This is a genomic window from Microcella alkalica (assembly GCF_014137945.1).
Taxonomy (GTDB): domain Bacteria; phylum Actinomycetota; class Actinomycetes; order Actinomycetales; family Microbacteriaceae; genus Microcella; species Microcella alkalica.
This window is the reverse complement of sequence record NZ_JACGWX010000004.1, coordinates 121,821-144,289: the sequence shown is the minus strand read 5'-3', so window position 1 is coordinate 144,289 and position 22,469 is coordinate 121,821. Positions and strand designations below refer to the sequence as shown.

Annotated in this window: 22 protein-coding genes; 6 read left to right on the top strand and 16 right to left on the bottom strand. The window is 69.8% G+C overall.

The genetic code is table 11. From position 1 onward, the window contains the following. Nucleotides 1–98 precede the first annotated feature (98 nt). The 4 genes from FHX53_RS08995 (at nucleotide 99) to pstB (ending at nucleotide 4,175) form a co-directional block, all read left to right on the top strand. A complete protein-coding gene (locus tag FHX53_RS08995; protein WP_182491011.1) occupies nucleotides 99–1,205 on the top strand; it encodes an extracellular solute-binding protein in 1,107 nt (368 codons plus the stop codon). Between the two features lie 130 nt (nucleotides 1,206–1,335). Further along, nucleotides 1,336–2,289: a phosphate ABC transporter permease subunit PstC gene (gene pstC / locus FHX53_RS08990; RefSeq protein WP_182491010.1), complete on the top strand. Its 954-nt coding sequence runs from the start codon at nucleotides 1,336–1,338 to the stop codon at nucleotides 2,287–2,289. Between the two features lie 19 nt (nucleotides 2,290–2,308). Next, nucleotides 2,309–3,361 (top strand): phosphate ABC transporter permease PstA, encoded by a 1,053-nt coding sequence (gene pstA, locus FHX53_RS08985; RefSeq protein ID WP_182491129.1) that lies wholly within the window; start codon nucleotides 2,309–2,311, stop codon nucleotides 3,359–3,361. A 34-nt stretch (nucleotides 3,362–3,395) separates the two neighbouring features. Continuing rightward, nucleotides 3,396–4,175, top strand: a complete 780-nt coding sequence (gene pstB / locus FHX53_RS08980; protein WP_182491009.1) for a phosphate ABC transporter ATP-binding protein PstB — start codon at nucleotides 3,396–3,398, stop codon at nucleotides 4,173–4,175. A gap of 70 nt (nucleotides 4,176–4,245) precedes the next feature. On the opposite strand, the gene FHX53_RS08975 is transcribed toward pstB, so the two are convergent. From FHX53_RS08975 to FHX53_RS08945, 7 genes are all read right to left on the bottom strand, one after another. Further along, on the bottom strand, nucleotides 4,246–5,433 hold the full coding sequence (locus FHX53_RS08975; protein WP_182491128.1) for an IS30 family transposase: 1,188 nt from the start codon (nucleotides 5,431–5,433) through the stop codon (nucleotides 4,246–4,248). Between the two features lie 286 nt (nucleotides 5,434–5,719). After that, nucleotides 5,720–6,478, bottom strand: coding sequence for an anti-sigma factor (locus tag FHX53_RS08970; protein ID WP_182491008.1), 759 nt, complete (start codon nucleotides 6,476–6,478; stop codon nucleotides 5,720–5,722). Beyond that, nucleotides 6,475–7,074 carry an ECF RNA polymerase sigma factor SigK gene (gene sigK / locus FHX53_RS08965; RefSeq protein WP_182491007.1) on the bottom strand — a complete coding sequence of 200 codons (600 nt, stop codon included), beginning with the start codon at nucleotides 7,072–7,074 and terminating at the stop codon, nucleotides 6,475–6,477. The genes FHX53_RS08970 and sigK overlap by 4 nt, the downstream gene beginning before the upstream one ends. A 92-nt stretch (nucleotides 7,075–7,166) precedes the next feature. Further along, nucleotides 7,167–7,622, bottom strand: a complete 456-nt coding sequence (locus FHX53_RS08960) for a hypothetical protein (RefSeq protein ID WP_182491006.1) — start codon at nucleotides 7,620–7,622, stop codon at nucleotides 7,167–7,169. A 116-nt stretch (nucleotides 7,623–7,738) separates the two neighbouring features. Next, nucleotides 7,739–8,428: a hypothetical protein gene (locus FHX53_RS08955; RefSeq protein WP_182491005.1), complete on the bottom strand. Its 690-nt coding sequence runs from the start codon at nucleotides 8,426–8,428 to the stop codon at nucleotides 7,739–7,741. A gap of 71 nt (nucleotides 8,429–8,499) precedes the next feature. After that, the gene (locus FHX53_RS08950) at nucleotides 8,500–8,979 is read right to left on the bottom strand and encodes a cupredoxin domain-containing protein (RefSeq protein ID WP_182491004.1); all 480 of its coding nucleotides are present in this window, start codon (nucleotides 8,977–8,979) and stop codon (nucleotides 8,500–8,502) included. Between the two features lie 649 nt (nucleotides 8,980–9,628). Continuing rightward, nucleotides 9,629–10,258 (bottom strand): DNA-directed RNA polymerase subunit beta, encoded by a 630-nt coding sequence (locus tag FHX53_RS08945; protein WP_182491003.1) that lies wholly within the window; start codon nucleotides 10,256–10,258, stop codon nucleotides 9,629–9,631. A gap of 230 nt (nucleotides 10,259–10,488) precedes the next feature. Between FHX53_RS08945 and glpD the strand changes: the two genes are divergently transcribed. Beyond that, the gene (glpD, locus tag FHX53_RS08940; protein WP_182491002.1) at nucleotides 10,489–12,126 is read left to right on the top strand and encodes a glycerol-3-phosphate dehydrogenase; all 1,638 of its coding nucleotides are present in this window, start codon (nucleotides 10,489–10,491) and stop codon (nucleotides 12,124–12,126) included. 37 nt (nucleotides 12,127–12,163) lie between these two features. Next, nucleotides 12,164–13,672, top strand: a complete 1,509-nt coding sequence (locus FHX53_RS08935) for an FGGY family carbohydrate kinase (protein ID WP_182491001.1) — start codon at nucleotides 12,164–12,166, stop codon at nucleotides 13,670–13,672. Between the two features lie 39 nt (nucleotides 13,673–13,711). On the opposite strand, the gene FHX53_RS08930 is transcribed toward FHX53_RS08935, so the two are convergent. The 9 genes from FHX53_RS08930 to FHX53_RS08890 all read right to left on the bottom strand — a co-directional run bounded on the left by FHX53_RS08930 (nucleotide 13,712) and on the right by FHX53_RS08890 (nucleotide 22,359). Further along, nucleotides 13,712–14,545 (bottom strand): lipoate--protein ligase family protein, encoded by an 834-nt coding sequence (locus tag FHX53_RS08930; RefSeq protein ID WP_182491000.1) that lies wholly within the window; start codon nucleotides 14,543–14,545, stop codon nucleotides 13,712–13,714. 8 nt (nucleotides 14,546–14,553) lie between these two features. After that, on the bottom strand, nucleotides 14,554–15,228 hold the full coding sequence (locus FHX53_RS08925) for a 2-oxo acid dehydrogenase subunit E2 (RefSeq protein ID WP_182490999.1): 675 nt from the start codon (nucleotides 15,226–15,228) through the stop codon (nucleotides 14,554–14,556). Beyond that, nucleotides 15,225–16,094, bottom strand: coding sequence for a class II fructose-bisphosphate aldolase (locus tag FHX53_RS08920; protein ID WP_182490998.1), 870 nt, complete (start codon nucleotides 16,092–16,094; stop codon nucleotides 15,225–15,227). The genes FHX53_RS08925 and FHX53_RS08920 overlap by 4 nt, the downstream gene beginning before the upstream one ends. A 62-nt stretch (nucleotides 16,095–16,156) precedes the next feature. Continuing rightward, entirely contained in the window at nucleotides 16,157–16,402 is a 246-nt protein-coding gene (locus tag FHX53_RS08915; protein ID WP_182490997.1) for a biotin/lipoyl-containing protein, read from the bottom strand. 25 nt (nucleotides 16,403–16,427) lie between these two features. Continuing rightward, a complete protein-coding gene (locus FHX53_RS08910) occupies nucleotides 16,428–17,474 on the bottom strand; it encodes an alpha-ketoacid dehydrogenase subunit beta (RefSeq protein WP_182490996.1) in 1,047 nt (348 codons plus the stop codon). Continuing rightward, on the bottom strand, nucleotides 17,471–18,454 hold the full coding sequence (locus tag FHX53_RS08905) for a thiamine pyrophosphate-dependent dehydrogenase E1 component subunit alpha (RefSeq protein WP_220476337.1): 984 nt from the start codon (nucleotides 18,452–18,454) through the stop codon (nucleotides 17,471–17,473). The genes FHX53_RS08910 and FHX53_RS08905 overlap by 4 nt, the downstream gene beginning before the upstream one ends. 52 nt (nucleotides 18,455–18,506) lie before the next feature. After that, nucleotides 18,507–19,370 carry an HAD-IIA family hydrolase gene (locus FHX53_RS08900; RefSeq protein ID WP_182490995.1) on the bottom strand — a complete coding sequence of 288 codons (864 nt, stop codon included), beginning with the start codon at nucleotides 19,368–19,370 and terminating at the stop codon, nucleotides 18,507–18,509. Beyond that, complete coding sequence (locus tag FHX53_RS08895) at nucleotides 19,367–20,908, bottom strand: xylulokinase (RefSeq protein ID WP_182490994.1); 1,542 nt, start codon at nucleotides 20,906–20,908, stop codon at nucleotides 19,367–19,369. Before FHX53_RS08895 ends, FHX53_RS08900 begins: the two co-directional genes overlap by 4 nt. After that, nucleotides 20,905–22,359 (bottom strand): iron-containing alcohol dehydrogenase, encoded by a 1,455-nt coding sequence (locus FHX53_RS08890; RefSeq protein WP_182490993.1) that lies wholly within the window; start codon nucleotides 22,357–22,359, stop codon nucleotides 20,905–20,907. Before FHX53_RS08890 ends, FHX53_RS08895 begins: the two co-directional genes overlap by 4 nt. Nucleotides 22,360–22,469: the final 110 nt, after the last annotated feature.

The window sequence follows — 22,469 nt, the reverse complement described above, 5'->3', positions numbered from 1 at the left end:
CCTGGCCGACGCTGGACACCAGCGCTTCGTAGCGTCGGACCTCGTGCGGCATCCCTTGCGCCGCGCAGAACCCGTCACCAATCCCCGAAGGGAACACAGTGAACATCACGCGTGCGAGCGGCTTCACCGCTCTCATCGCCGCCAGCGCCATCGTGCTGAGCGGATGCGCCGCCAACGAGGGCGCAGCCCCCGCCGACCCCACCGAGTCGGGCGAGGCCCCCTCGAGCCTCTCCGGCAACCTCGTCGGCGCCGGCGCCTCGTCCATGGGCGCAGCGCAGGAGACCTGGATCGCCGGCTTCCAGACCGCGAACCCCGATGTGACCGTCAGCTACGACCCGACCGGATCGGGTGCCGGACGCGAGACCTTCGCTGGCGGCGGCTCCGACTTCGCCGGCTCCGACCGCGCGTTCAACGACGAGGAGCTCGGCGGCGAGATCGAGTTCACCGCGTGCGCCCCCGACTCGGCGATCGTGCAGCTGCCGCTGTACATCTCGCCGATCGCCGTGATCTTCAACCTCGAAGGCATCGAGTCGCTCAACATGAGCGCCGATGTCATCGCCAGCATCTTCGCTGAGCAGATCACCAACTGGAACGACCCGGCCATCGCCGAGCTGAACGAGGGCGTCGAGCTCCCGGACCTCGCGATCACGGCCGTGCACCGCTCGGACGACTCGGGCACGACGGAGAACTTCACCGACTACCTCTTCCAGGCCGCTCCGTCGGTCTGGACCGAGGAGCCGGACGGCGTCTGGCCGTTCGAGTCGGGTGAGGCCGCGCAGGGCACGTCGGGCGTCGTCGATGCCGTCACCAACGGCACCGGCACGATCGGCTACGCGGACGCCTCGCGCGCCGGCGGACTCGGCACGGTCGCTGTGCAGATCGGCGACGAGTTCGTGCCGTTCTCGCCGGAGGCCGCTGCGGCGATCGTCGACGCCTCGCCGTTCATCGATGGTCGCGCCGACGTCGACCTGAGCATCGAGCTCGACCGCACGCCCGACTCCGCTGCATACCCGATCGTGCTCGTCGCGTACAGCATCGGGTGCGAGACCTACAACGACGCGACCAAGGCGGAGCTCGTGAAGGCCTACTTCACCTACCTCGCGAGCCCTGAGGGCCAGGCCGCCTCCGCGGCGGACGCCGGCTCGGCGCCCATCTCGGACGCGCTGTTCGAGCGTGTGAGCGCGGCGATCGAGGCGATCAGCTGAGCTGACAGCCGATGACATCGGTGGGGTGCGGGCGCAGTTGCCTCCGCACCCCACTGCCGTCAGACTGAACCGCGGGCCGTCCGCCCCAGCCCCCTCTCCCGCACCCTCCCCCATAAGGAACGACGCGACGATGACAGCCACCGAAGCGCCACCGCAGACGACCCCCCTCAAAGCGAAGCAGCGCCTCGGCGACATCGTCTTCTCCCGGACCTCGCTCGCGTCCGGCGCGGCGATCCTCGTCATCCTGGCCCTCGTTGCGGTCTTCCTCATCGCGCAGAGCCTGCCCGCCCTGGTCGTCGACCCGGAGAAGTTCATCGGCTCTCCGCCGTCGCTCTGGGACTACGTCTGGCCGCTCGTCTTCGGGACCCTGTGGTCGTCTGCTCTCGCCCTGGCGATGGCCCTGCCGCTCGCCGTCGGGATCGCGCTCTTCATCTCGCACTACGCGCCTCGGCGGCTCTCGCAGTTCCTGGGCTACATCATCGACCTGCTCGCCGCCGTGCCCTCTGTCGTGTACGGACTCTGGGGAATCGGCGTTCTCGCCCCGGCGGTTCTGCCCGCCTACGCCTGGCTGACCGAAAACCTCGGCTGGATCCCGCTCTTCTCCGGGCCCGTCTCCGGCACGGGTCGCACCATCCTCACCGCGTCCATCGTGCTCGGCGTGATGATCCTCCCGGTCATGACCGCCATCTGCCGCGAGATCTTCCTGCAGACCCCCGTACTCCACGAGGAGGCCGCCCTCGCCCTCGGCGCGACGCGATGGGAGATGATCACGATGTCGGTGCTGCCGTTCGGCCGCCCCGGCATCATCTCGGGGGCCATGCTCGGTCTCGGCCGTGCGCTCGGCGAGACCATGGCCGTCGCGATGGTGCTGTCGCCGACCGCGATCGTATCCTTCGCTCTCCTGCAGTCGACCAACCCCTCGACGATCGCGGCGAACATCGCGCTGAGCTTCCCGGAGTCGTACGGCGTCAACGTCAACCTGCTTATCTTCACGGGGCTCGTTCTGTTCGTGATCACCCTCATCGTGAACTCGATCGCCCGCTACATCGTCAACCGCCGCAAAGACTTCTCAGGAGCGAATTGACGTGGCGACCACCGTCTCGATGCCCAAGACCCTCACGCAGGGTCAGCTCCATCCCCGCACCCCCTGGGTCGTCCTCGGGCTCTCGATCGCCGGAGCCGCGGGTGTTGTCTCCCTCATCTCGATGGCCAGCGGCGAGGAGTTCTCCCTCGTCGGCACGGTCGCGCTCGGGGTGCTCGCCTACCTCGTGATGATCGTCATACTGAGCCGCCAGATCGAGGGCTCCAGGAAGGCGACGGACCGCCTCGTCACGGCGCTCGTGACGGGCGCGTTCCTCATTGCGATGACCCCGCTCGTCTCGCTCGTCTCCACCGTCGTCATCCTGGGCTCGGAGCGCTTCGACGCGGAGTTCTTCACCTTCTCGATGCGCAACATCGTCGGCGAGGGCGGAGGCGCCGTCCACGCGATCGTGGGCACGCTGCTCATGACCGGGACGGCCGCGATCATCTCCATCCCCATCGGGCTGTTCACGGCCATCTACCTCGTGGAGTACGGGCGTGGCCCCCTCGCGCGGGCGATCACCTTCTTCGTGGACGTCATGACGGGCATCCCCTCGATCGTTGCCGGGCTCTTCGCCTTCTCGCTCTTCGCCATCTTCTTCGGCCCGGGCGTCCGCATGGGCTTCGCAGGAGCGACCGCTCTCGCCGTCCTGATGATCCCGGTTGTCGTGCGATCGTGCGAGGAGATGCTGCGTGTCGTGCCCAACGAGCTCCGCGAGGCGTCGTTCGCGCTCGGGGTGCCGAAGTGGCTGACCATCCTCAACGTCGTGCTCCCGACGTCGGCGGCGGGCATCGCGACGGGGATCATGCTCGCGATCGCACGCGTCATCGGCGAGACGGCGCCTCTGCTCATCGTCGCCGGTTTCACAGCGAGCATGAACACGAACATGTTCGCCGATCGGATGCAGTCGCTCCCGGTGTTCGTCTTCACTTCGTACGCCAACCAGGGCGTCGACACGCAGGCCTACCTCGACCGCGCCTGGGCGGGCGCGCTCACCCTGATCCTCATCGTCATGGCGCTCAACCTCCTTGCGCGACTGATTGCCCGCTTTTTCGCCCCCAAGCTCGGCCGCTGAGCCACCGATCGACCCGATAGGAATCCGACCCCACGTGTCCAAGCGCATCGAAGTCAACGACCTCAACGTCTACTACGGCAAGTTCAAGGCGGTGGAGGACGTGAGCATGCTCATCGAGCCCCGCAGCGTCACGGCTTTCATCGGCCCCTCCGGCTGCGGCAAGTCGACGTTCATTCGCACACTCAACCGCATGCACGAGGTGATCCCGGGGGCGTACGTCGAGGGGCAGGTCCTCATCGATGGCGACGACCTCTACGGCCCGGGCGTGGACCCCGTCCTCGTCCGCCGGCAGGTGGGAATGGTGTTCCAGCGCCCCAACCCCTTCCCGACGATGTCGATCCGCGACAACGTGCTCGCCGGGGTCAAGCTCAACAATCGGCGCATCTCCAAGTCGGACGCCGACGAGCTCGTGGAGCGCTCCCTGCGCGGCGCGAACCTCTGGAACGAGGTCAAAGATCGCCTGGAGCGGCCGGGCGCGAGCATCTCGGGCGGGCAGCAGCAGCGACTGTGCATCGCGCGCGCGATCGCCGTGGAGCCCGAAGTCATCCTCATGGACGAGCCCTGTTCGGCCCTCGACCCCATCTCGACCCTCGCCATCGAGGACCTCATCGAGGAGCTCAAGCAGGACTACACGATCGTCATCGTGACGCACAACATGCAGCAGGCCTCGCGAGTGAGCGATCGCACCGCGTTCTTCAACATCGCCGGCACCGGCCACCCCGGCAAGCTCATCGAGTACGACGACACGCGCATCATCTTCTCCAACCCCAGCGTCAAGGCGACCGAGGACTACGTCTCCGGCAAGTTCGGGTAGACCGCATGACTGCACGACGAAGGGCCCGGGAGTCTGGCGGAATCTAGGGGTCCTCGCAACACCTGGCGACTTATGGCGTCGTCAGCAGATCACGCAAACGCTCGGCTGGGGTATCCCAGCCGAGCGTTTTGCGCGGGCGGCCGTTGAGCTCCTGTGCAACATGCTCAAGGTCCTCCGCACCAAAGATGGACAAGTCGGTGCACTTCGGGAAGTACTGACGCAGCAGCCCGTTGGTGTTCTCGTTCGAGCCGCGCTGCCAGGGCGAGTGAGGATCGCAGAAATACACCGGCACGTTCGTCTCGATCGAGAACTGTTTATGAGCGGCCATCTCGCTGCCCTGGTCCCAGGTCAACGAGCCGCGCAGATGCTCGGGCAGGCTCGTGATCAGCGGCACGAGAACGTCACGAACCTCTTCGGCGCTGTGTCCGCCGGGCAGGTGTCCCAGCATCACATATCGGGTGGTTCGCTCCACCAACGTCACGATCGCGGAGCCGCTGCGGGTGCCGACGATCAGATCCCCTTCCCAGTGCCCGGGAACGGCACGATCCTCAACCTCCGCCGGCCGGTCGGAGATCATCACCATAGGGTCGGTGAATCGCGGCGTGCGTTGCTCGGGGAGTCTGTGCGGCTTTCGGCGGGTGCGTCCAGTGCGCAGCGCCGCGGCGATCTCGCGGCGCAGGCCGCCGCGGGCCTGAACGTAGATCGCCTGATAGATCGTCTCAGCACTCACGCGCATGCTCTCGTCATCGGGAAAGTCCTTCACCAGAGCGTGACAGATCTGCTCTGGCGACCACCGCACCCGCAGCTTGTCGACGACGAACGCGCGCAACGCGCTGTCCGCGGCGAGCTTGCTGTTCTTGGGCCTGGCGCGGCTCTTGACCCAGGAGCGGTGAGCGGCGTAGGGGCGGTAAGAGCCAACATCCGACCGGCGATCCAGCTCCCGCTTGATCGTCGATGCCGGCCGGCCCAACTGTCGACCGATCTCACGCAGCGACGCACTCTGCCGATGCAGGTCCGCGATCTGCTCCCGCTCGGCCAACGTCAGAAACCGCGGATGCAACTGCGCCTCAAGCGCCCTCACGGGCACCGTCACATCAACAATGGTGGTCATACCCGTGTTGTAATCCACCCGGCGCCCATCCGGGTGCAGGCGCGCGTTGCCCGTTTTCCGGATCCCTTTGTCCCAGTCCCGCGCTGTGCGCTCGTTGATACCGACCCACGCCGCGGCGTCGCGCCGCCGAACACCCGCAGCGCGCAACCGCTCGTAATCCCCGCGGCCGGGATGCGGGCCCACTCCTGACTTCCCAAGGCCGCGAAGGCCCGCTTTCCTTGCCCACCCGTAGGCGGTGTGACGGTTGACCTCCACCACACGAGCCGCAGCAGTGATGCTGCCGCTCTCCCGATCGAGCGCTTGAAAGAACTGCACCTTCAACTCTTGAGAAACCACGATCCCCGCAACTCCCTGAACCTCAGGGTGTTGCGGGGATCGCTAGAACCCGCCTCTCCTCCCGGGCCCTTCGTCGCTGCGGATGTTGCGGCGGCGCCTACGCCTCCGTCGGGATCGCCACGATCGGGGACGTCGTCGGTGCCGGGCTGCCGGAGCTCGGCTCGACGGTCACCCCGACGATCGTGCCTGCCTGGAAGTCGCCGTCGAGCACCTGGACGACCTCGCCGTTCGCCTCGACCGTGAACAGCCCGGCCGGCGTCGGCTCGCCGTCGGTGATGTACCAGAGCGCGTACGCCTGGTCGGCGCTCAGCTCGGGCAGGCCGTCGAACACCATCGCCGAGAGTCCGAGCGACTCGGAGCTCACGAGCGTCGCGCTTCCGCCCTCGGTGACGGGCGCCACGACGGTCTGCACGTCGGGCGCCGCGACGATCGCCGCGAGCTGCTGCGCGGAGTCGTCGGCGGGCGACAGGACGTTCGCGGTGACGACTCCCCCGAAGAACAGGGCGACGGCGGCCGCCGCAGCGACCAGAGTCGCCGAGGTGCGCGTGAACCAGCGGGCGCGAGCGCGCTCCTCGGCGGGCGACGCGGGCCGGGCATCCGTCATCGGAAACGGCCCGGGATCTGCCGGCGCCGTCCTGAGCGCCGTAGTGGGCAGAGGTGCGACCTGCGGAGTCGCGGCCACCTGCGCCATAAGTCGTGTCTTCAGGTCAGGCGAGGGGTCGACGGGCGGGAGGGCGAGCGCGAGCTCGGTCGCGACGTCGCCGAACTCGTCGTAGTCGAAGTCGAAGTCGGTGTCGACGTCGTCGGCGCCGGAGCGCCGCGGGTCGGCCGGGTCGTGGGTACCAGAGCGGCTCATGATGCCACCCCCATTTCTTCGCGCAGGCGGATCATGCCATCGCGCAATCGTGTCTTGACCGTGCCGATCGGCACGCTCAGCATCTCGGCCACCTCGCTGTGCGAGTAGCCTCCGTAGTAGGCGAGCTCGACGGCCTGTCGCTGCAGGTCGGTCAGTCGAGACAGCGCCTTCTCCACTCGGTCGTGCTCCACGCGGATCTCCACGCTCTCCGAGACGGAATCGAACTCCCGGTCCAGATCGCGGATGCCCACCTTGGTGTCGCGGTCACGGCTCGACTGCGCGCTGCGCACGCGATCGATCGCTCGGCGATGGGCCATCGTGAGCATCCAGGTCACCGCTTTCCCTTTATTCGGATCGAAACGGCTCGCGGTTTGCCAGATCTCGAGCATCACCTCCTGAACCACCTCCTCCGACTGCGAGTGGTCCTTCAGGACGTGCCGCACGAGGCCGAGCATGCGCGAGGCCGTCAGGTCGTACAGGTCGCTGAAGGCCCGCTGGTCTCCGGTCGCCACGCGCTGCAGCAGCGTGTTGGTGACGTCGAGGTCGGCCAGCGGATCGCGCTCGGACGCGGATTGGGTGCTCACGAGTACCAGCATCCCAGGTCGACGCTGATCCCGCGGTCTGCTCGGCGGTCTCTGGGGAGCCGGGGACGCGACCCGATGGCGACGCGTGTGAGCCGCGAGGAGGGTCATGACCCGGCGTCCGCGGTGCCGGTCTCCCCGGATCGCGACCGATTGCCGGTGCTGGCCGGTCGACGTCGCAGCACGAGGAGCGCGCCCGCAGCCGCCACCGCGAAGAGCTGAGCGATGAGGGCTGTCGTCTTGTCCGGGTAGTAGGCGGGCTCGAAGAGCACGGGCATGCCGATCGCCGACAGGTCGAGTGGGACGAGAGCGGTCACGACGATGAGTGCGGCTCCGCCGGCTGCGAAGACGAGGGCGAGAGTATCCGCCCAACGGCGACGGACGATGGCGACGAGCGGGATGACGGCGAGGTTCGCGATGGCCTGGATGCGGAAGAGGTCGCCCTGGGTGACCAGGGTTCCCGCAACGGCGTCAAACGGGGTGGCGAGCCGGAAGTGGATCACGGCGTTGACGATCAGGGCCACTGCGAGAGCGGCGGTGGCCGCCCAGCGGAGTGCGCGCATGGGGTGTCCTTGTCCTTCGGGCGATGTGCTGCGGGCGGGAACGGGAACGGCCGGTGGAGGTGCCTAGGGCGACCTCCACCGGCCGAGGTGGTGCGGTTACTGCAGGTACTCGAGGGTTACTGGAGCTCGAGGTTCGTCGCGATGCCACCGGCGAGCGCCGCAGCGGTCATCGGCATGTGGCTCGCGGCCTCCTTGAGGAGTCCGAAGTACGCCGGGTCACCGGCGATGTTGGCGTCGATCGCCGCGAGCAGCGTCTGCGCGTGCATCTCCAGCTCGCCCTGGACGGCCTCGGCGGGCAGCTCGGGGACGACGGAGTTGATCAGCTGGCCGAAGGAGACGGCGTAGCCGCCGAGGTCGGCGACAGCCTGGTCGACGCCGGCCTGGTCTCCCGTGGCCTTCGCGACCGTGTAGTTCACGAAGAACGGGATGTGCGAGCGCCACGAGTCGAGGAACGGCTGCTCGGCGTCCGGGTAGGCGGAGCCGACGAGCGCGGCGACCTCGACGGAGTTCTCGTCGAGCGCGGCAACGGCGGCGCCGACCTGCTCGGTGGTGAGGTCTCCGCCGTCCTGCAGCGCCTGGTCGATCGCGGCACCGGCGAGGTACACGTGGTCGGCGAGGAGCGCGGTCAGCTGAGCGCGGAGGTTCGAGCCGTCGCTGTTCACGGTGTCGATCATGGGCGCCTCCTCCACCTCGTTCTCCTCCGAGGTCATGGGCTCCTCGGCGGTCTCCTCGGCGGTCGCCGAGCAGCCGGTGAGGACGAGCGCGGCGGCGAGGCCGAGTCCGGCGAAAGCAGTGGTCTTGCGCATTGTGTGCTCCTTGATTGTGAGTGGTGCTCTGTGTGTGCAGTTGCGGAACGTGCGGTCGTGCGTCTTCGTGATCAGCCCTCGACGATGACCATGGCGTTCATCGCCAGGTGCGGCTCGCAGAAGTACGGATACTCCCCCGGCTCGTCGAAGGTGAACGTGAAGGTGTCGCCCTCCTGGCCCTTCGGAGCGAGATCGTGATCGAAGAGGCCGTCGGCCGACTGAGACCCACGGATGCCCGTGCTCTCGTTGATGTCGCCCCATGCACCCGAGGTGATCGTGTGCCCGATCGTCTCGTCGTTGGTCCACGTCACCGTGGTGCCGACGGGAACCGTGATCGTCTCGGGCATGAACTTCAGCCCGATGGAGATCACCTCGTTCTCGCCCTGGGACGACGATTCGTCGGCCGGAGCCGATTCGCTCTGCTGCCCTGGAGCGCCCTCGGTCGGCGCCGCGGAGGCGCATCCCGAGAGCACGAGCAGAGCCGCAGGGATCATCAGCAGGCCGGCGAGGCGTGCTCGCCCGGGGCGGAGGGTCCGAGTGGTGGTTGACATGCAAGGGATTCGGCACCCTCGGCCCGGGGGATTGCGCGTGGAGGGCGAGTTCGGCGGACTCTCAGGTTCGCGAGGTTCGCGAGGTGCGCGAGGTGCGCGGCGGGGCATCGGGCTCGCGGAACGGGTGACGCCTTCGCCGCGCCTCGATAAGTACGGAATGGGTGAGCGGGGTTCACGAGAGAGGAGTGACCGCGGCGAAGCGTCGCGACGAGGCAGGCGGGCTGGTGGGCGGCCGGCCGGGACGGCGAGCGGCCGGAGGGGCGGACGGGGACGCTCGGGCGGCGAGATGGCCGGGCGCAGCATCCGGACACAGAAGTGCCGGCCCGCAGAACGCCTCTCGGCGCGTGGCCGCTCGAAGCGGCTGAAGTTGGAGCCCGGGGTTACTGCGGACCGGCACTGACGAGTGTAACGGCGGGGTCGCCTGCGGCATTCCGCGGGCGTCCAGGTTCGGGAGGCTGCGTGGTTGGTAGCGATGTTCGGCCGGTCCTGGTCGTCTCTCTCGGCCTCGGGATGCGCAACTCAGAAAAGGTGAACGAACATGCGCGTCGTCGCGGGCGCGCCGGGGCCGACCGGGCACTCGGCTCCTGAGTTGCGCATCGGGCCCGACCCGAACGGGGCGCAGGCGGCGCCGCCAGCGGGTCAGGACGAGTCAGTCGAGGTCGCCGGCGCGCTCGAGGCGCGCGCACGCGGAGAAGTCTCGGCCCGAGGCGGCGAGCCGCGCAGCGCGCGTCGTGAGGTCGGCCGCTCGCGCGTCGTCGACGGAGTCGGAGTCGTCGGCGAGGTCGGCGGCACCGGCTGAGGCGGTGCGGCAGAAGGCGGCGGCGCGCTCGAGGGCGATCGCGAAGTCGCCGACGTACGCGCCGCGCAGCACGGCGTCGGCGAGGTCGCTGATCTGATCGGGCCCGGTGGGGGCCTCCGCTCCGGCGACCACGACATCCGCCGTCGAGAGCACCTCGCTGCCGCGCTGGAACAGCAGCGCCGTGCCCGCCGGGTCTGCCCGGATGAGAGCGCGCAGCAGCGACAGCCGCCACAGTGCGCCCGGCAGCGACCGCGCTCCGGCACGCGACCACAGCTCGGCTAGCGTGTCGAGCCCGTGCTCGTCGGTGTAGGCCACCATGCGCTCGATGAGGTCGGGGTCGTCGCTCGCGCGCACCCGATGAACGAGAGCGCGCGCGCTGTCGTGGGCGATGCGCAGCTCGACGGCCGGGTCGGGTCCGCCCTCGTAGGCCTCGAAGTGCGCGCTCGGAACGCGCACGGGTCGGTGGTGACGGTCGGCCATGGGTTCCACGGTACTCGCGCGGTCTGGACGGGTCGCCGGGCGGCAGGTGCCCGCCTCCGCGGGCCGGTGCGAGGATGTCGACGAGGGGTCGCGGCACGAGCGCTGGGCGGCGTCGATCGTGTTGACAGTGCCCGGCGGCGGTCTTAGAATCAGTAGAAACTGAATGCTCATACAATGCTTGCATAAACGTGCAGAGCACTCGACAGCGATCTCGACGAGGAGCCGCCCGCATGACCGCCGCACCCGCCCAGGCACCCCCCGCTCCCTTCGATGTCATCGTGATCGGAGCCGGCATCAACGGCCTCGGCATCGCACGGGACGCCGCCGAGCGCGGTCTCCACGTGGCGCTGGTCGAGCAGGAGGACCTGTGCTTCGGCGTCTCCGCGTGGTCCGGGCGGCTCGTCCACGGCGGCCTGCGCTACCTCGAGCACGGCGACGTCCCCCTCGTTCGGGAGTCCCTCAAGGAGCGCGAGCGCCTCTTCCGGCTCGCCCCGCACCTGGTCAAGCCCGTGCGACTGATCATGCCCTTCTACTCCCGCAACAAGCGCCCGTCGTGGCTCATCCGCCTCGGCATGCTCGCGTACGACGTGCTCTCCTTCGACAAGTCGGTCGCGTGGCACCGCATCCTCTCGGCGAGCGCTGTGCGCGAGCGGTTCACAGGGATGTCCGCGGCCGGCCTGAGCGGCGCGGCACTGTTCACCGACGGGCAGGTCGAGTACGCCGAACGGCTGTGCGTCGAACTCGCGATCGCCGCCGCGGGAGCCGGGGCCGTGATCCGCACCCATGAGTGCGTGACCGGTCTCGTGAGCGAGCATGGACGTGTCGTTGGCGTGCGCACGCAGACGCGTGACGGCCGCGAGGCCGAGCTCCGAGCATCCGTCGTCATCAACGCAGCCGGGCCGTGGGTCGACCGCGTGAACGACGTCGAGGGGGATGGCACCGAGGCCGCGCCCCGCCTCATCGGCGGCTCGAAGGGCAGCCACATCATCGTCGACGCCTTCCCGGGGGCGCCGACCGACGTCGTCTACTACGAGTCCCAGACCGACCAGCGTCTCGTCCTCGTGATCCCGTGGATGGGTCGGTACCTGATCGGATGCACGGACCGTTTGTTCGATCAGGAGCCCGACGCCGCGCGCGCCGAGGTCGATGAGATCGATTACCTGCTCACCGAGGCGAACACCCTCATGCCGGAGGCGAAGCTGACGCGCGACGACATCCTGTTCACCTACAGCGGAGTGCGCCCGCTCCCCTACGTGCCGGGCGTGCCGGAGTGGAAGATCCCCCGCAGCCACATCGTCGTCGACCACGCGAAGAGGGGCCAGCCCGGGCTGCTCTCGATCGTCGGCGGCAAGCTCACGACCTATCGCCAGCTCGCGGAGGACGCCGTCGACGACGTCATGAAGCTTCTTGGCCGCCGGGGAGGGACTGTCTCCAAGGAGGTGCCGCTGCCCGGTGCGCGCGTCGCCGACCTCGGCGCCTTCCGTGCGGCGTTCCTGCGCGACGCGAGCGTCGACGCCGACACCGCGGAGCGCCTGCTGGACCTCTACGGGGTGCGGGCCGAGCGCGTGCTCGAGATCGCCCGGCGCGAACCTGCGCTCGCTGAACGCTTCGACCCGGAGAGCCCCGCGATCGCCGCCGAGCTCGTCCTCGCGGTCGAGGAGGAGTTCGCGACGACGCTCGCCGATGTGTTCGCTCGGCGGATCCTGCTCGCCTTCGAGCCGGGCCACGGCCGCGGCGGAGTGGAGAGAGCCGCGGAGATCCTCGGCGAACGACTCGGTTGGGATGCCGCTGAGCGATCCGCGCAGATCGCGGATTACGAGCGCTGGCTCGACCACCTGCGCGTGCCGGCTGCCGCCACGGCGCCCTGACCACGTGACCGACTCCCCAGCCGCGAGAGGTTCGATGATGAGCCCACGCTACGTCCTGGCACTCGACGAAGGGTCGAGCAGCGCCCGCGCCGTTCTCGTCGACCTCGACGGCGCGACCGTCGCCGAGTCGTCGGTGCCGATCACGCCCCTCTTCCCACGACCGGAGTGGGTCGAGCTCGACCCTGCGGAGCTGTGGGGCGCTCTCGCGTTCTCGATCGGGCAGACGATGACGAAAGCGGGCGCGACGGCGGCCGACGTCGCTGCGGTCGGACTCACGACGCACCGCGAATCGTGCGTGATCTGGAACCGCGCGACCGGTCGCCCCGCGCACAACGCGATCATGTGGATGTCGAAGCAGACCGACGGCATCGTGCGGCGCTGGTCGGAGGCTGGGCTCGACGAGGAGTTCCGCCGTCGCACGGGCGTTCGCAACGACTCCTACTTCTCCGCCGGCAAGATCGCCTGGCTCCTGGAGAACGTGCCGGGCGTGCGCGAGGACGCAGAGCGCGGTCTCCTCGCCGTCGGCACCGTCGACACATGGCTGCTCTGGAACCTCACGGGAGGCGCGTCGCACGCGACCGATGCCAGCTCCGCCTCGCGCACCGCGCTTCTCGACATCGAGACGGCCACGTGGGACGAGGAGCTGTGCGGGATGCTCGGCATCCCCGTCTCGCTGATGCCGGAGGTCCGCCCCTCCAACGCGTGGTTCGGCGACCTCGCCGAGAGCGTCCTGCCGGGCTCCTCGCCGCGGCCCGTCCCCGTCCACGCCATCCTCGGCGACCAGCAGGCGGGGCTCTTCGGGCAGGCGTGCATCGCTGAGGGCATGGCGAAGAACACCTTCGGCACTGCAGGGGTCCTCACCGTGAACGTCGGCGGTCGCCCGCGGATCCTCGACGGCATGTCGAGCAGCGTCGCATGGGGCATCGGCGACCGCATCACCTACGAGGCCGAGGGCGTCGTCTTCCATAGCGGGCAGACCATCCAGTGGCTGCGCGACCAGCTGGGACTCTTCTCCTACGCCACCCAGACCGAGTCGCTCGCGGCGAGCGTGCCCGACAACGGCGGGGTGTACATGGTGCCCGCATTCGCCGGTCTGTGCGATCCGCACTGGGATCGGAACGCGCGCGCGACGATCGTCGGTCTCACGCTCGAGTCGACCTCGGCGCACGTAGTTCGCGCGGCGATCGAGGCGATGGCGTACCAGACACGGGACAACGTCGACGCTCTGCTACGGGGCGGGGTGAGCATCCCGTCGCTGCGCGTCGACGGCGGAGCCGTCGTCAACGACGTCCTGTGCCAGTTCCAGGCGGACATCCTGGGGATCCCCGTCGAGCGCCCGCACGGGCTCGAGCGCACCGCCCTCGGCGTCGCGCATCTCGCCGGTGCCGGTGCGGGCCTCTGGAGCGTCGAGAGCATCGCCGACCGGTGGTCGTGCGACCGGGTGTTCGAGCCGACGATGAGCGCCGACGAGCGCGAGTGGCTCTACGAGGGCTGGTCCGACGCCGTAGCCGCCACGCGGTCGCTGCCGAGGCGCCCGCGGCCCTAGCGCACGGTCGGCGGCCTGCGCCGAGAGGTGCGCCGGGCGTCAGGGGCGGAGCAGCTCGACGAGCGTGGCGGGCACCGCATCGCCGAGGAGCAGGCTCTCGATGATGGCCTCCTCGACGTCGACGGGTCGGGCATCGGGCACCTCGAGCGCGACCGAGCCGAAGGTCGCAGGGTTCCATTCGAAGTCGAGAGCCGCGTTGACCGCCGTGAGGACCTCGACGAGAGCGTCGACGGACCCGAGAGGCAGCGACCCGCTCACGAGCCGCGCGCCGCGGACGACGCGCTGGGCCGTGCCGACGAGCTTGACCGCTCCGCGCGCGTTGACGCTGTAGTCGCCGGGGCAGTACTCGTCCGGAACCGGGCCGAGGCGCGCGTCGACGCCGACCTCGATGAGAGCGTCGACGAAGCGCTCGCCGATCGAGACGAAGGCGCTCGTGGCGTCCCCGCGACCGCTTCGCTCGCTATCGACGACGTCCACGACTAGGCAGCTCGGGTCATAGGCGACCGCGCGGCCGCCGGTCGGGCGCACGACGGGCTCGAATCCGCGGGCGCGCGCGGCGACGCACGCGGCGTCGAAGCCCGGCATGAGACGCTCGCGGCGCGTGAGCGCGACGGTCGGCCATGGGCGGTAGACCCGGACGACGCGGTCGTGGGCACCCGACTGCGCGACGGCGCTCAGCAGCCGCACCGAGTCGGCGAGGTCGGTGACGGCGCCACGCGATGAGTCGTCTCGGAGGAGGAGGGTGCCCCGGCTCGCTCGCGCAGGGAGCGAGCCGGGGTCGGGCGACTGCTCGAGCCGACCGTTGACGACGACCGTCGAGGGATCCCGATCAGATCCCCGCGCCGCGGCCCGGAGTGCGGTGGTCGTCGTCACGTTGCGCCTCAGCCGAGCGGAGCGGAGAGCTCCACCGCGAGGGCGTTCAGAAAGCGCGCGCCCGTCGCGCCGTCGAGGGCGCGGTGGTCGCACGTGAGGGTCAGGTCGGCGATGGGGCGCCACTGCGCCTCGCCGTCGCGGAGCACGTAGCGGTCGGTCGTCGCGCCGACCGCGAGGATCGCGGCCTGCGGGACGTTGACGATCGCGTCGAAGCGCGCGACGCCCATCATGCCGAGGTTCGAGATCGTGAAGGTTCCGCCGGTGATGTCGTCCCGGGTGAGGGCGCCCTCGCGGGCGCGACCGACGATCTCGCTGCGACGAGCGGCGATCTCATCGATCGACAGGGCGTCGGCGCCATGCACGACGGGAACCATGAGTCCCTTCCCGGTCGCGACCGCGATGCCGACGTTGGCGCGCGCGAAGGCGACCACGGCATCCTCGCCCACAAGGACGTTCACCTCGGGAACGGCCACGAGCGCGCGGGCCGCAGCGCGCACGAGCACGTCGGTGACGGTCGCGCCCGGGGAGATCTCCTTGACGCGCGCGGCCTCGCCCATGTCGACCTCGACCGTGAGGTGGAACACGGGTGCCGCCCACGCCTTCACCATGTGCCGCGCGGCGGTGCGGCGGATGCCCGTGAGCGGCGTGGTCACGCCCTCCTCGAACTCGACCGCGGCACTCATACCGCGGCCATCTCGGGGGCAGGGCGACGCGCTCGACCGGCGGCGCCGAACTCGCGCATCTTCTCCATCGTCGCCTCGATCATCTGACGGCGGCCCTCGGCCATGGCCTCCTCCAGTTGGCGGTCTCCCTGGGCGAACACCTGCTCGAGACCGCGGCGGAACGCGTGGCGGAGGTCGGTGTCGGCGTTGAACTTGTGCACGCCAGCGGCGGTCGCCTGGCGCAGCTCGTCCGCCGGCACACCCGACGCACCGTGGAGCACGAGCGGCACGTTCGTGACGTCGCGAATGCGCTCGATGAGCTCGATCGCGAGCGGCTTCGGTTCGAGGTCGGGGACGCCGTGCATGACCCCCGCCGAGATCGCGAGGAAGTCGACCCCCGTCTCGGCGACGAAGCGATCTGCCTCGTCGACCTTCGTGTAGTGCGACTCCCAGTCGATCGAGTCGCTCGCATCGGGGATGCTGCCGAGCTCGGCCTCGACGGGGATGCCGAACGAGTGCGCCACGGTCACGACGTGCTTGGTCGCGGCGACGTTCTCCTCGAACGGCATGTGCGAGCCGTCGAACATGATCGAGTCGAACCCGAGCCGGATCGCCTCGAAGACCTCGTCGTAGGTGCCGTGATCGAGGTGGATGGGCGCCTGCAGCCCCGAGCGGTCGAGCTCGTGGCGCACCATGCGGTACGCCTCGGCGAGACCGAGGTGCGGCACGATCGCGCGGCCGATCTGCAGGAACACGGGCGCCTCCGCGAGCTGCGCCGCCTGGATGAGCGCCTGCGTCGTCTCGGGGTTGTGCATGTTGAACGCGCCGACCGCGTAGCCGCCCGCCTGGGCGGCCAGCACGATCTCGCGAGGGGTGACCGCTGACATAGGGGTCGTCCTTTCGATGAGGGGATGCCGGTCGGCCTTCACCGGCGGGTTCCGTTGTGCGATCAGTCGGTCTCGATGACGGCGACGACCGTGCGGACCTCGACGGGGTCTCCCCCGGCGGGGACGAGGATCTCAACGAGCGTGCCGGTCGCGGGCGACTCCAGCGTCTCCTCGACCTTCTCGGCCTCGACCTCGGCGAGCGGCTCGTCCTCGGTGACGCGGTCGCCGACGCTCTTGAGCCACTCGACGATCGCGCCCTCGCTCATGCCCATGCCCCACTGAGGGAGCAGAACCTCTACTCGTGCCATCTCTTCTTCTCTTTCTGTGCTCTGCTTACTGCGCGCTCGCGGACGCGAGCTCGGTCGCCTCGGCGGAGGCGGGGAGGTCGAGGACGCGCCGGATGGCGGCCTCTATGGTGTGGCGGGTGGGGTACATCTGCTTCTCGAGCGCCGTGCTGAACGGGATCTGCATGTCGGGTGCCGTCACGCGCACGATCGGAGCCTTGAGCACTCCGAACGCCTCCTCGACGACGTGGGCGCTGATCTCGGCAGCCGCGCCGCAGGTACGGTGCGCGGGCTCGGCGACGACGAGCCGACCGGTCTTGTGCACCGAGCGCAGGATCGCGTCGCGGTCGAGAGGCACGAGCGTGCGCGGGTCGATGACCTCGACCGAGACGCCCTCCGAGGCGGCGAGCGCCTCGGCGGCCGCGACGGCCTCGGGCACCGAGCTCGAGATGGCGACGACTGTGACGTCGGTGCCCTCGCGAGCAGTGCGCGCCTCACCGAGCGGGATCCAGAACTCCTCCTCCGGCACGTCCTCCTTGCTGCCCCAGAGCAGGCACGCCTCGAAGGTCAGCACGGGGTCGTCCGAGTCGATCGCGGAGCGCAGCAGGCCCTTGGCATCGGTCGGCGTTGCCGGCGCGATGATCTTGAGGCCCGGCACGTTCATGAACATCGGGTACGGACGGTCGGAGTGGTGGGCTCCGGTGTTGAGGCCGTAGAACATCGCCGAGCGGAAGACCACCGGCATCGAGGCCTGGCCGCCGAACATGTAGCGGTTCTTGGCGACCTGGTTCACGAACTGGTCCATCGCCATGTACAGGAACGACGAGTACGACAGGTCGACGATCGGGCGCAGGCCCGTCATCGCGGCGCCCGCGGCGGCACCCACCATGCTCTCCTCCGAGATGGGAGTGTTGCGGATGCGGTTGCGGCCGTACATCTGCAGGAAGTCCCCCTTGTCGGAGCGCGTCTTGCCCGCACCGGTGGTGCCGTAGACGTTCGCCTCGACGTCCTCGCCGAAGATGATCACGCGCTCGTCGGCGTCCATCGCCTCGCGCTGTGCGGCGCCGATCGCGCCGAGGAAGCTCATGACGGTCATGCTGCGTACTCCGTATCGGTGTAGAGGTCGTCGAACGCGACCGAGGGATCGGGGTAGGGGCTCGCGTCGGTGAAGGCCACCGCCTCATCGACCTCGGCGAGCACCTCCGCCTCCATGGCGTCGAGCTCGTCGGCCGAGACGCCCTGCGACCGCAGGTGCTCGCGGAACAGCTGGATCGGGTCCTTCTTGAGCCACGCCTCGCGCTCGTCGGCCGGGCGGTAGTCGGTGCCCAGCCGCAGGCCCTCGGAGTGCTCGTTGTAGCGGTAGGTGACGACCTCGATGAGCGAGGGGCCTTCGCCGGCGCGCGCCCGCGCGACCGCGGTCGACACGGCGTCGTGGACGGCGAGGACGTCCTGGCCGTCCTCGACGCGGATGCCGGGCATCCCGAAGCCGGCGGCGCGGTCGGCGATGACGCCGGACGTCACCGTGTGCGCGGGAGTGCTGAGCGCGTACTGGTTGTTCTCGCACAGGAAGATCACGGGCAGGTTCCACACGCCCGAGAGGTTCATCGACTCGTAGAGCACGCCCTGGTTGGCGGCGCCGTCGCCGAAGAACGCGAGGGCGACCTGCTCGGTGCCGCGGACGCTCGCGCTGAGAGCGGCCCCCATGGCGATCGGGATGCTCGACCCGACGATGCCCGACTCTCCGAGGCTGCCGACCGCGAAGTCGGCCAGGTGGAGCGAGCCGCCCTTGCCCTTGCAGACGCCCGTGGCCTTGCCCACGAGCTCGGCCATGAGCGGGCCGAGGGGCGAGCCCATGCCGATGGGGTGGCCGTGGCTGCGGTGGTTGCCGGTCGTGTAGTCGCCGGGGCTCAGAGCCATCGTGGCGCCGACGACCTGCGCCTCCTGGCCGATGCTCGTGTGCACCGTGCCGGGGATGTGGCCGCGCTTGACCATCTTCGAGGCGCGCTCGTCGAAGGCGCGGATGCGCAGCATGCGCCGCTGCATCTCGAGCAACGTGTCGATGCTCAGGGTTTCCATGGGAACCCCCTTTCTCCGACGCTCTCGCCGGCTGGGATCAGGTGGATGAGGGTCAGTCGTTGCCGCACGGGCTCGTCCCTTCGGGGAGGAGGCGGTCGATGCGGTCGAGCACGAAAGTGGGGCGCTCGGCGGAGGGCGTCGCCTGCACGTCGTGCAGCGTGCTGTCGCCCGTGAGCACGAGCGCCGAGTTCATGCCCGCGGTGACGGCCATGCGCACGTCGGTGCCGAGGCGGTCGCCGACCATGATCGCGTCCTCGACTGGCACGCCGAGGGTGGCGAGGACGGTGTCGATCATGATGCGGTCGGGCTTGCCCATGTTGGCCGAGCACGTGATGCCCGTGGTCGCCTCGATCGCGGCGACGATGCCTGCGGCGTCGGGCTCGCCGCGACCGCCCGGGAACGGGCAGTACCGGTCGGGGTTGGTCGTGATGAGCTGCGCGCGCTTGTTCTGCCAGATGGCGTCGAACGCGATCTGGAGCTTGCGGTAGTCGAACGCGCGGTCGTAGCTCGCGATGACGATGTCGATCTCGGCCGGATCCTCCGAGATGCGGATGCCCGCCTCGCGCAGCGCGCGGACGAGCGGCTCCTCCGCGATCGCGAACACCGTCGCACCCGGGTGGTTCCGCGTGAGCCAGCCGACCGTCGAGACGACCGTGTTGACGACATCGCCGAGCTCGGCCTGGATGCCGAGGCGCCGGAGCTTCTCGACGTACATCGCCGGATCCTTGGTCGGGTTGTTGGAGAGGAACACCGTGCGCGCGCCGCGGGACCGCAGCGCCGCGAGCAGCTCACGCGCTCCGGGGAGCAGCTCGTCGCCCAGGTAGATGGTGCCGTCGAGATCGAAGAGATAGGCGCTGTAGAAGCGCGAGGGCGAGCTCAGCCGCACCGCGACTTCCGCTACGGAGATGGCGTTCATGCGGCGACCCCGCCGAGAGTGGGGAAGACCGGGGCGAGCGCGGGATACACGGCGCGGTAGCCTGCGTAGAGGCCGTTGAAGATCGCCGGGGCCGATGCATCCGGCTCGAAGCGGCGGCCGAGTGCGCTCATCGCAGCCGACGCGGCCTCGATGCCGTCGTGGATGCCGGCACCGGCGGCGGCGAGCATGGCGGCGCCGAGGCAGGTCGCCTCGTCCTCGCCCGCGAGGACGATCGGGCGCTGGAGGACGTCGGCGAGCAACTGGCACCAGAACGGGCTGCGCGAGCCGCCGCCCATCGTCACGAACTCGGAGACCGGGCGGTCGAGCCCGGCCTCGGCGTGCTCGACGCACAGCCGCAGCTCGAAGGCGATGCCCTCGAGAATGGCGCGGTAGATGTGCGCGCGGCCGTGTGCGCCGGTGAGGCCGACCATGATGCCGCGCGCACGGGCGTCCCAGTACGGCGTCATGGCGCCGTTCCAGTACGGCACCACCACGAGTCCGTCGCTGCCCGGCGCGATCATCGCCGCCTGCTGCTCCCAGTGGAGCTCGAGTCCGCCGGGCGTGCTACCACCCACGCCCGGCGGCTCGAGGAACGTGTCGACGAACCAGGTCACCATGTAGGTGCCCGCGCCGATGAAGAGCTCGAAGTCGAAGGTGCCGGGGACGGCGCCGGTGAGCGCCCTGTACGCGGCGCTCGGCGCGTAGCTCTCGCTCACGATGCCCGCGATGAGTCCGGTGCCGAGGTTGAGGTAAGCGCGCCCCGCTTCGGTGACCCCTGCCCCGAGCCCGGCGCACTGACCGTCGCCCGCGCCGGCGATCACGACGGTGTCAACGCGCAGGCCGAGCTCGGCCGAAGCGTCTTCCGTGAGCGTAGTGATGCGCGTGCCGGGGTCCACGAGCTCGCAGAGCTGATCGCGGCGCACGCCCGCCGCGTCGAGGAGCTCGTCGGAGTAGTCGCCGGTCACTAGGTCGACGAGCCCGAGCGGATCGGCGCTCGCGATCGAGGTGACCCAGAGCCCGGTCATCCGCTGAACGAGATAGCCGTGCACGTCGACGATGCGGTGCGTGCGGACGAGCGTCTCGGGCTCGTGCTCGGCGATCCAGAGGAGCTTGTACCAAGCGGGAGTCGGGTTGGCGGGCTTTCCAGTGAGCGCGTGCACGCGGTTGGTGCCGAAGCGCTCGACCTGCTCGCGGGCCCGCACGTCGAGCCAGAGCATCGCGGGGCGCACGGCCGCGCCGGATTCATCGAGACACGCGAAAGACTCGCGCTGGTGAGTGACGCTGACGGCGATGACGCGATCGGTATCGATGCCATCGACCGCGGCGCGAATGGCCTCGGCGGTTGCGCTCCACCAATCGGCGGGGTCCTGCTCCCCGTAGCCGGGCTGGTGCGTGCTGAGAGGGAGCGGCGCGTGCGCGCTCGCCACGCGGGCGCCCGCGGCATCCCACACGATCGCCTTGGCGCTCGTCGTCGAGCAGTCCACGGCGACGACGAGGGGGGCCGCATGCGAGCGGACTGGAACCGCAGTCGCGGTCATGCGAGCACCCCCTCGCCGGCCTGCTTGGCGCGACGGAGGACGGCGCCCACGTCGGCGGATTCCCACCAGCCCAGGAGGTCGAGGAGATCGACCACCGTGAACCGGTTGCGCATGCGGTGGCAGTGGGCGACGGCCCACTGCCAGATGTCGTCGTCGATCCACCCCTGCAGCTCGGCCGGGGACGCGGCGGCGCCCGCGACGCGGAGAGCGGCGGCGACGTCGTCGACGGGCATGAGGGCGGGCTCGCCCGCGGCGACGGAGGTCGGGAGCTCGGCGAGGACCGCGTCGATGCGGTCGCCGGCGGCCTCTACAGCGTCGAGCTTGCGCGCGACATCGGCCCAGCACTCGCCCGCGAGGGCCCCGCTCGGATCGAGCGAGGCGAAGGTCGCCTCGACTGACGCACGGGCCGCGTCGCGATCGACCGGCCGACGGGTCGCGGACTCGGCCGCGAGGCGGGCGAGCAGGTGCTCCCAGGCCGCGGCGGCGACGAGCGACGCGACGCCGACCTGGGCGCCGTGCAGGCCGGTCTCGAGCCCGCGCGCGGCGGCGTGCATGTCGAGCATGTGGCTGACGAGGTGCTCGACCCCCGACAGGCACGCGGTCGTCCCGGCGATCCCCGTCCCGATTCCACGGATCGCCAGGACGCGCGTGAGCTGCTCGACGGCGGCGGGCGCCCCGTCGGCGAGGCCCGCGCCCCACTCGCGCGGAGATCCCGCGAAAGCGAGCAGGAGGTCGCGCGGCGTCTCGTGGAAGCTCGGGTCGAGCCCGATGCGGGACGCGAGCCACCAGTCGGCCGGGGCCGTGTACAGCGACAGCAGTTCGCCGAAGCCGGAGGTGTTGAGCGCGGTCGGTGCCGTCGCGATCGTCGTCGTGTCGGCGAGCACGACGTCCGGCCAGCGGGACGGGATCGTGCGCTTCGCGCCCGCCCGGAGGATGACGGAAACGTTGTCGGTGTAGCCGTCGACCGAGGCGGCGGTCTGCACGAGGATGAACGGGATGCCCCCGGCGCGGTCGGTCGCGACCTTGGCGATGTCGCTGATCGTTCCGGAGCCGACGGACACGACGGCGTCGACGCGGGCGGCCGCGGCCGCCGCAGCGTCGAGGGCATCGTCGTCGGCGTGGAGGGAGTGCTCGCGGTCGCCGAGCACGAGCGTCTCGACGGCGAACCCGTGATCGTCGAGCTGGTTGCGGACCAGGGCCTTGAGATCGGCCTCGCCCCGGCGGATCAGTGTGGCGTCCGCGATGAGCAGCACGTGGATGCGAGTCGCGCGGATCCTCCGGCGATCGATCAGACGGTGGAGCTCATCGGCGACGGCGAGCGCGGCACCCGGGCCGATCGCGAGCCGGTCGATGCCGAGCGGGACCAGTGCCTCGGGGCGCGTCGACTCGGCCACGACTCGGCGCAGAGCGTCGAGATCGGTCGGGTCGCTGATGCTCTCGAAGAGGCTCATGGCCGGTTCCGCTCCTGTGGTTCTCGGTCGTCGCTGACCGTCTGAAATTCTATTCAGTGACCGAATTCTCATTCGGCATGGTTCGAGAGTAGGCATCGCAGGACACCGTG

Coding starts and splice junctions, on each gene's coding strand:
- FHX53_RS08935 (WP_182491001.1), top strand. CDS start 12,164: ATGAGCCCACGCTACGTCCTGGCACTCGACGAAGGGTCGAGCAGCGCC.
- pstC (WP_182491010.1), top strand. CDS start 1,336: ATGACAGCCACCGAAGCGCCACCGCAGACGACCCCCCTCAAAGCGAAG.
- FHX53_RS08895 (WP_182490994.1), bottom strand. CDS start 20,908: ATGACCGCGACTGCGGTTCCAGTCCGCTCGCATGCGGCCCCCCTCGTC.
- FHX53_RS08915 (WP_182490997.1), bottom strand. CDS start 16,402: ATGGCACGAGTAGAGGTTCTGCTCCCTCAGTGGGGCATGGGCATGAGC.
- FHX53_RS08950 (WP_182491004.1), bottom strand. CDS start 8,979: ATGTCAACCACCACTCGGACCCTCCGCCCCGGGCGAGCACGCCTCGCC.
- FHX53_RS08970 (WP_182491008.1), bottom strand. CDS start 6,478: ATGAGCCGCTCTGGTACCCACGACCCGGCCGACCCGCGGCGCTCCGGC.
- sigK (WP_182491007.1), bottom strand. CDS start 7,074: ATGCTGGTACTCGTGAGCACCCAATCCGCGTCCGAGCGCGATCCGCTG.
- FHX53_RS08890 (WP_182490993.1), bottom strand. CDS start 22,359: ATGAGCCTCTTCGAGAGCATCAGCGACCCGACCGATCTCGACGCTCTG.
- FHX53_RS08960 (WP_182491006.1), bottom strand. CDS start 7,622: ATGCGCGCACTCCGCTGGGCGGCCACCGCCGCTCTCGCAGTGGCCCTG.
- pstA (WP_182491129.1), top strand. CDS start 2,309: ATGCCCAAGACCCTCACGCAGGGTCAGCTCCATCCCCGCACCCCCTGG.
- FHX53_RS08900 (WP_182490995.1), bottom strand. CDS start 19,370: ATGAACGCCATCTCCGTAGCGGAAGTCGCGGTGCGGCTGAGCTCGCCC.
- FHX53_RS08905 (WP_220476337.1), bottom strand. CDS start 18,454: ATGGAAACCCTGAGCATCGACACGTTGCTCGAGATGCAGCGGCGCATG.
- FHX53_RS08920 (WP_182490998.1), bottom strand. CDS start 16,094: ATGTCAGCGGTCACCCCTCGCGAGATCGTGCTGGCCGCCCAGGCGGGC.
- FHX53_RS08955 (WP_182491005.1), bottom strand. CDS start 8,428: ATGCGCAAGACCACTGCTTTCGCCGGACTCGGCCTCGCCGCCGCGCTC.
- FHX53_RS08925 (WP_182490999.1), bottom strand. CDS start 15,228: ATGAGTGCCGCGGTCGAGTTCGAGGAGGGCGTGACCACGCCGCTCACG.
- FHX53_RS08910 (WP_182490996.1), bottom strand. CDS start 17,474: ATGACCGTCATGAGCTTCCTCGGCGCGATCGGCGCCGCACAGCGCGAG.
- glpD (WP_182491002.1), top strand. CDS start 10,489: ATGACCGCCGCACCCGCCCAGGCACCCCCCGCTCCCTTCGATGTCATC.
- FHX53_RS08945 (WP_182491003.1), bottom strand. CDS start 10,258: ATGGCCGACCGTCACCACCGACCCGTGCGCGTTCCGAGCGCGCACTTC.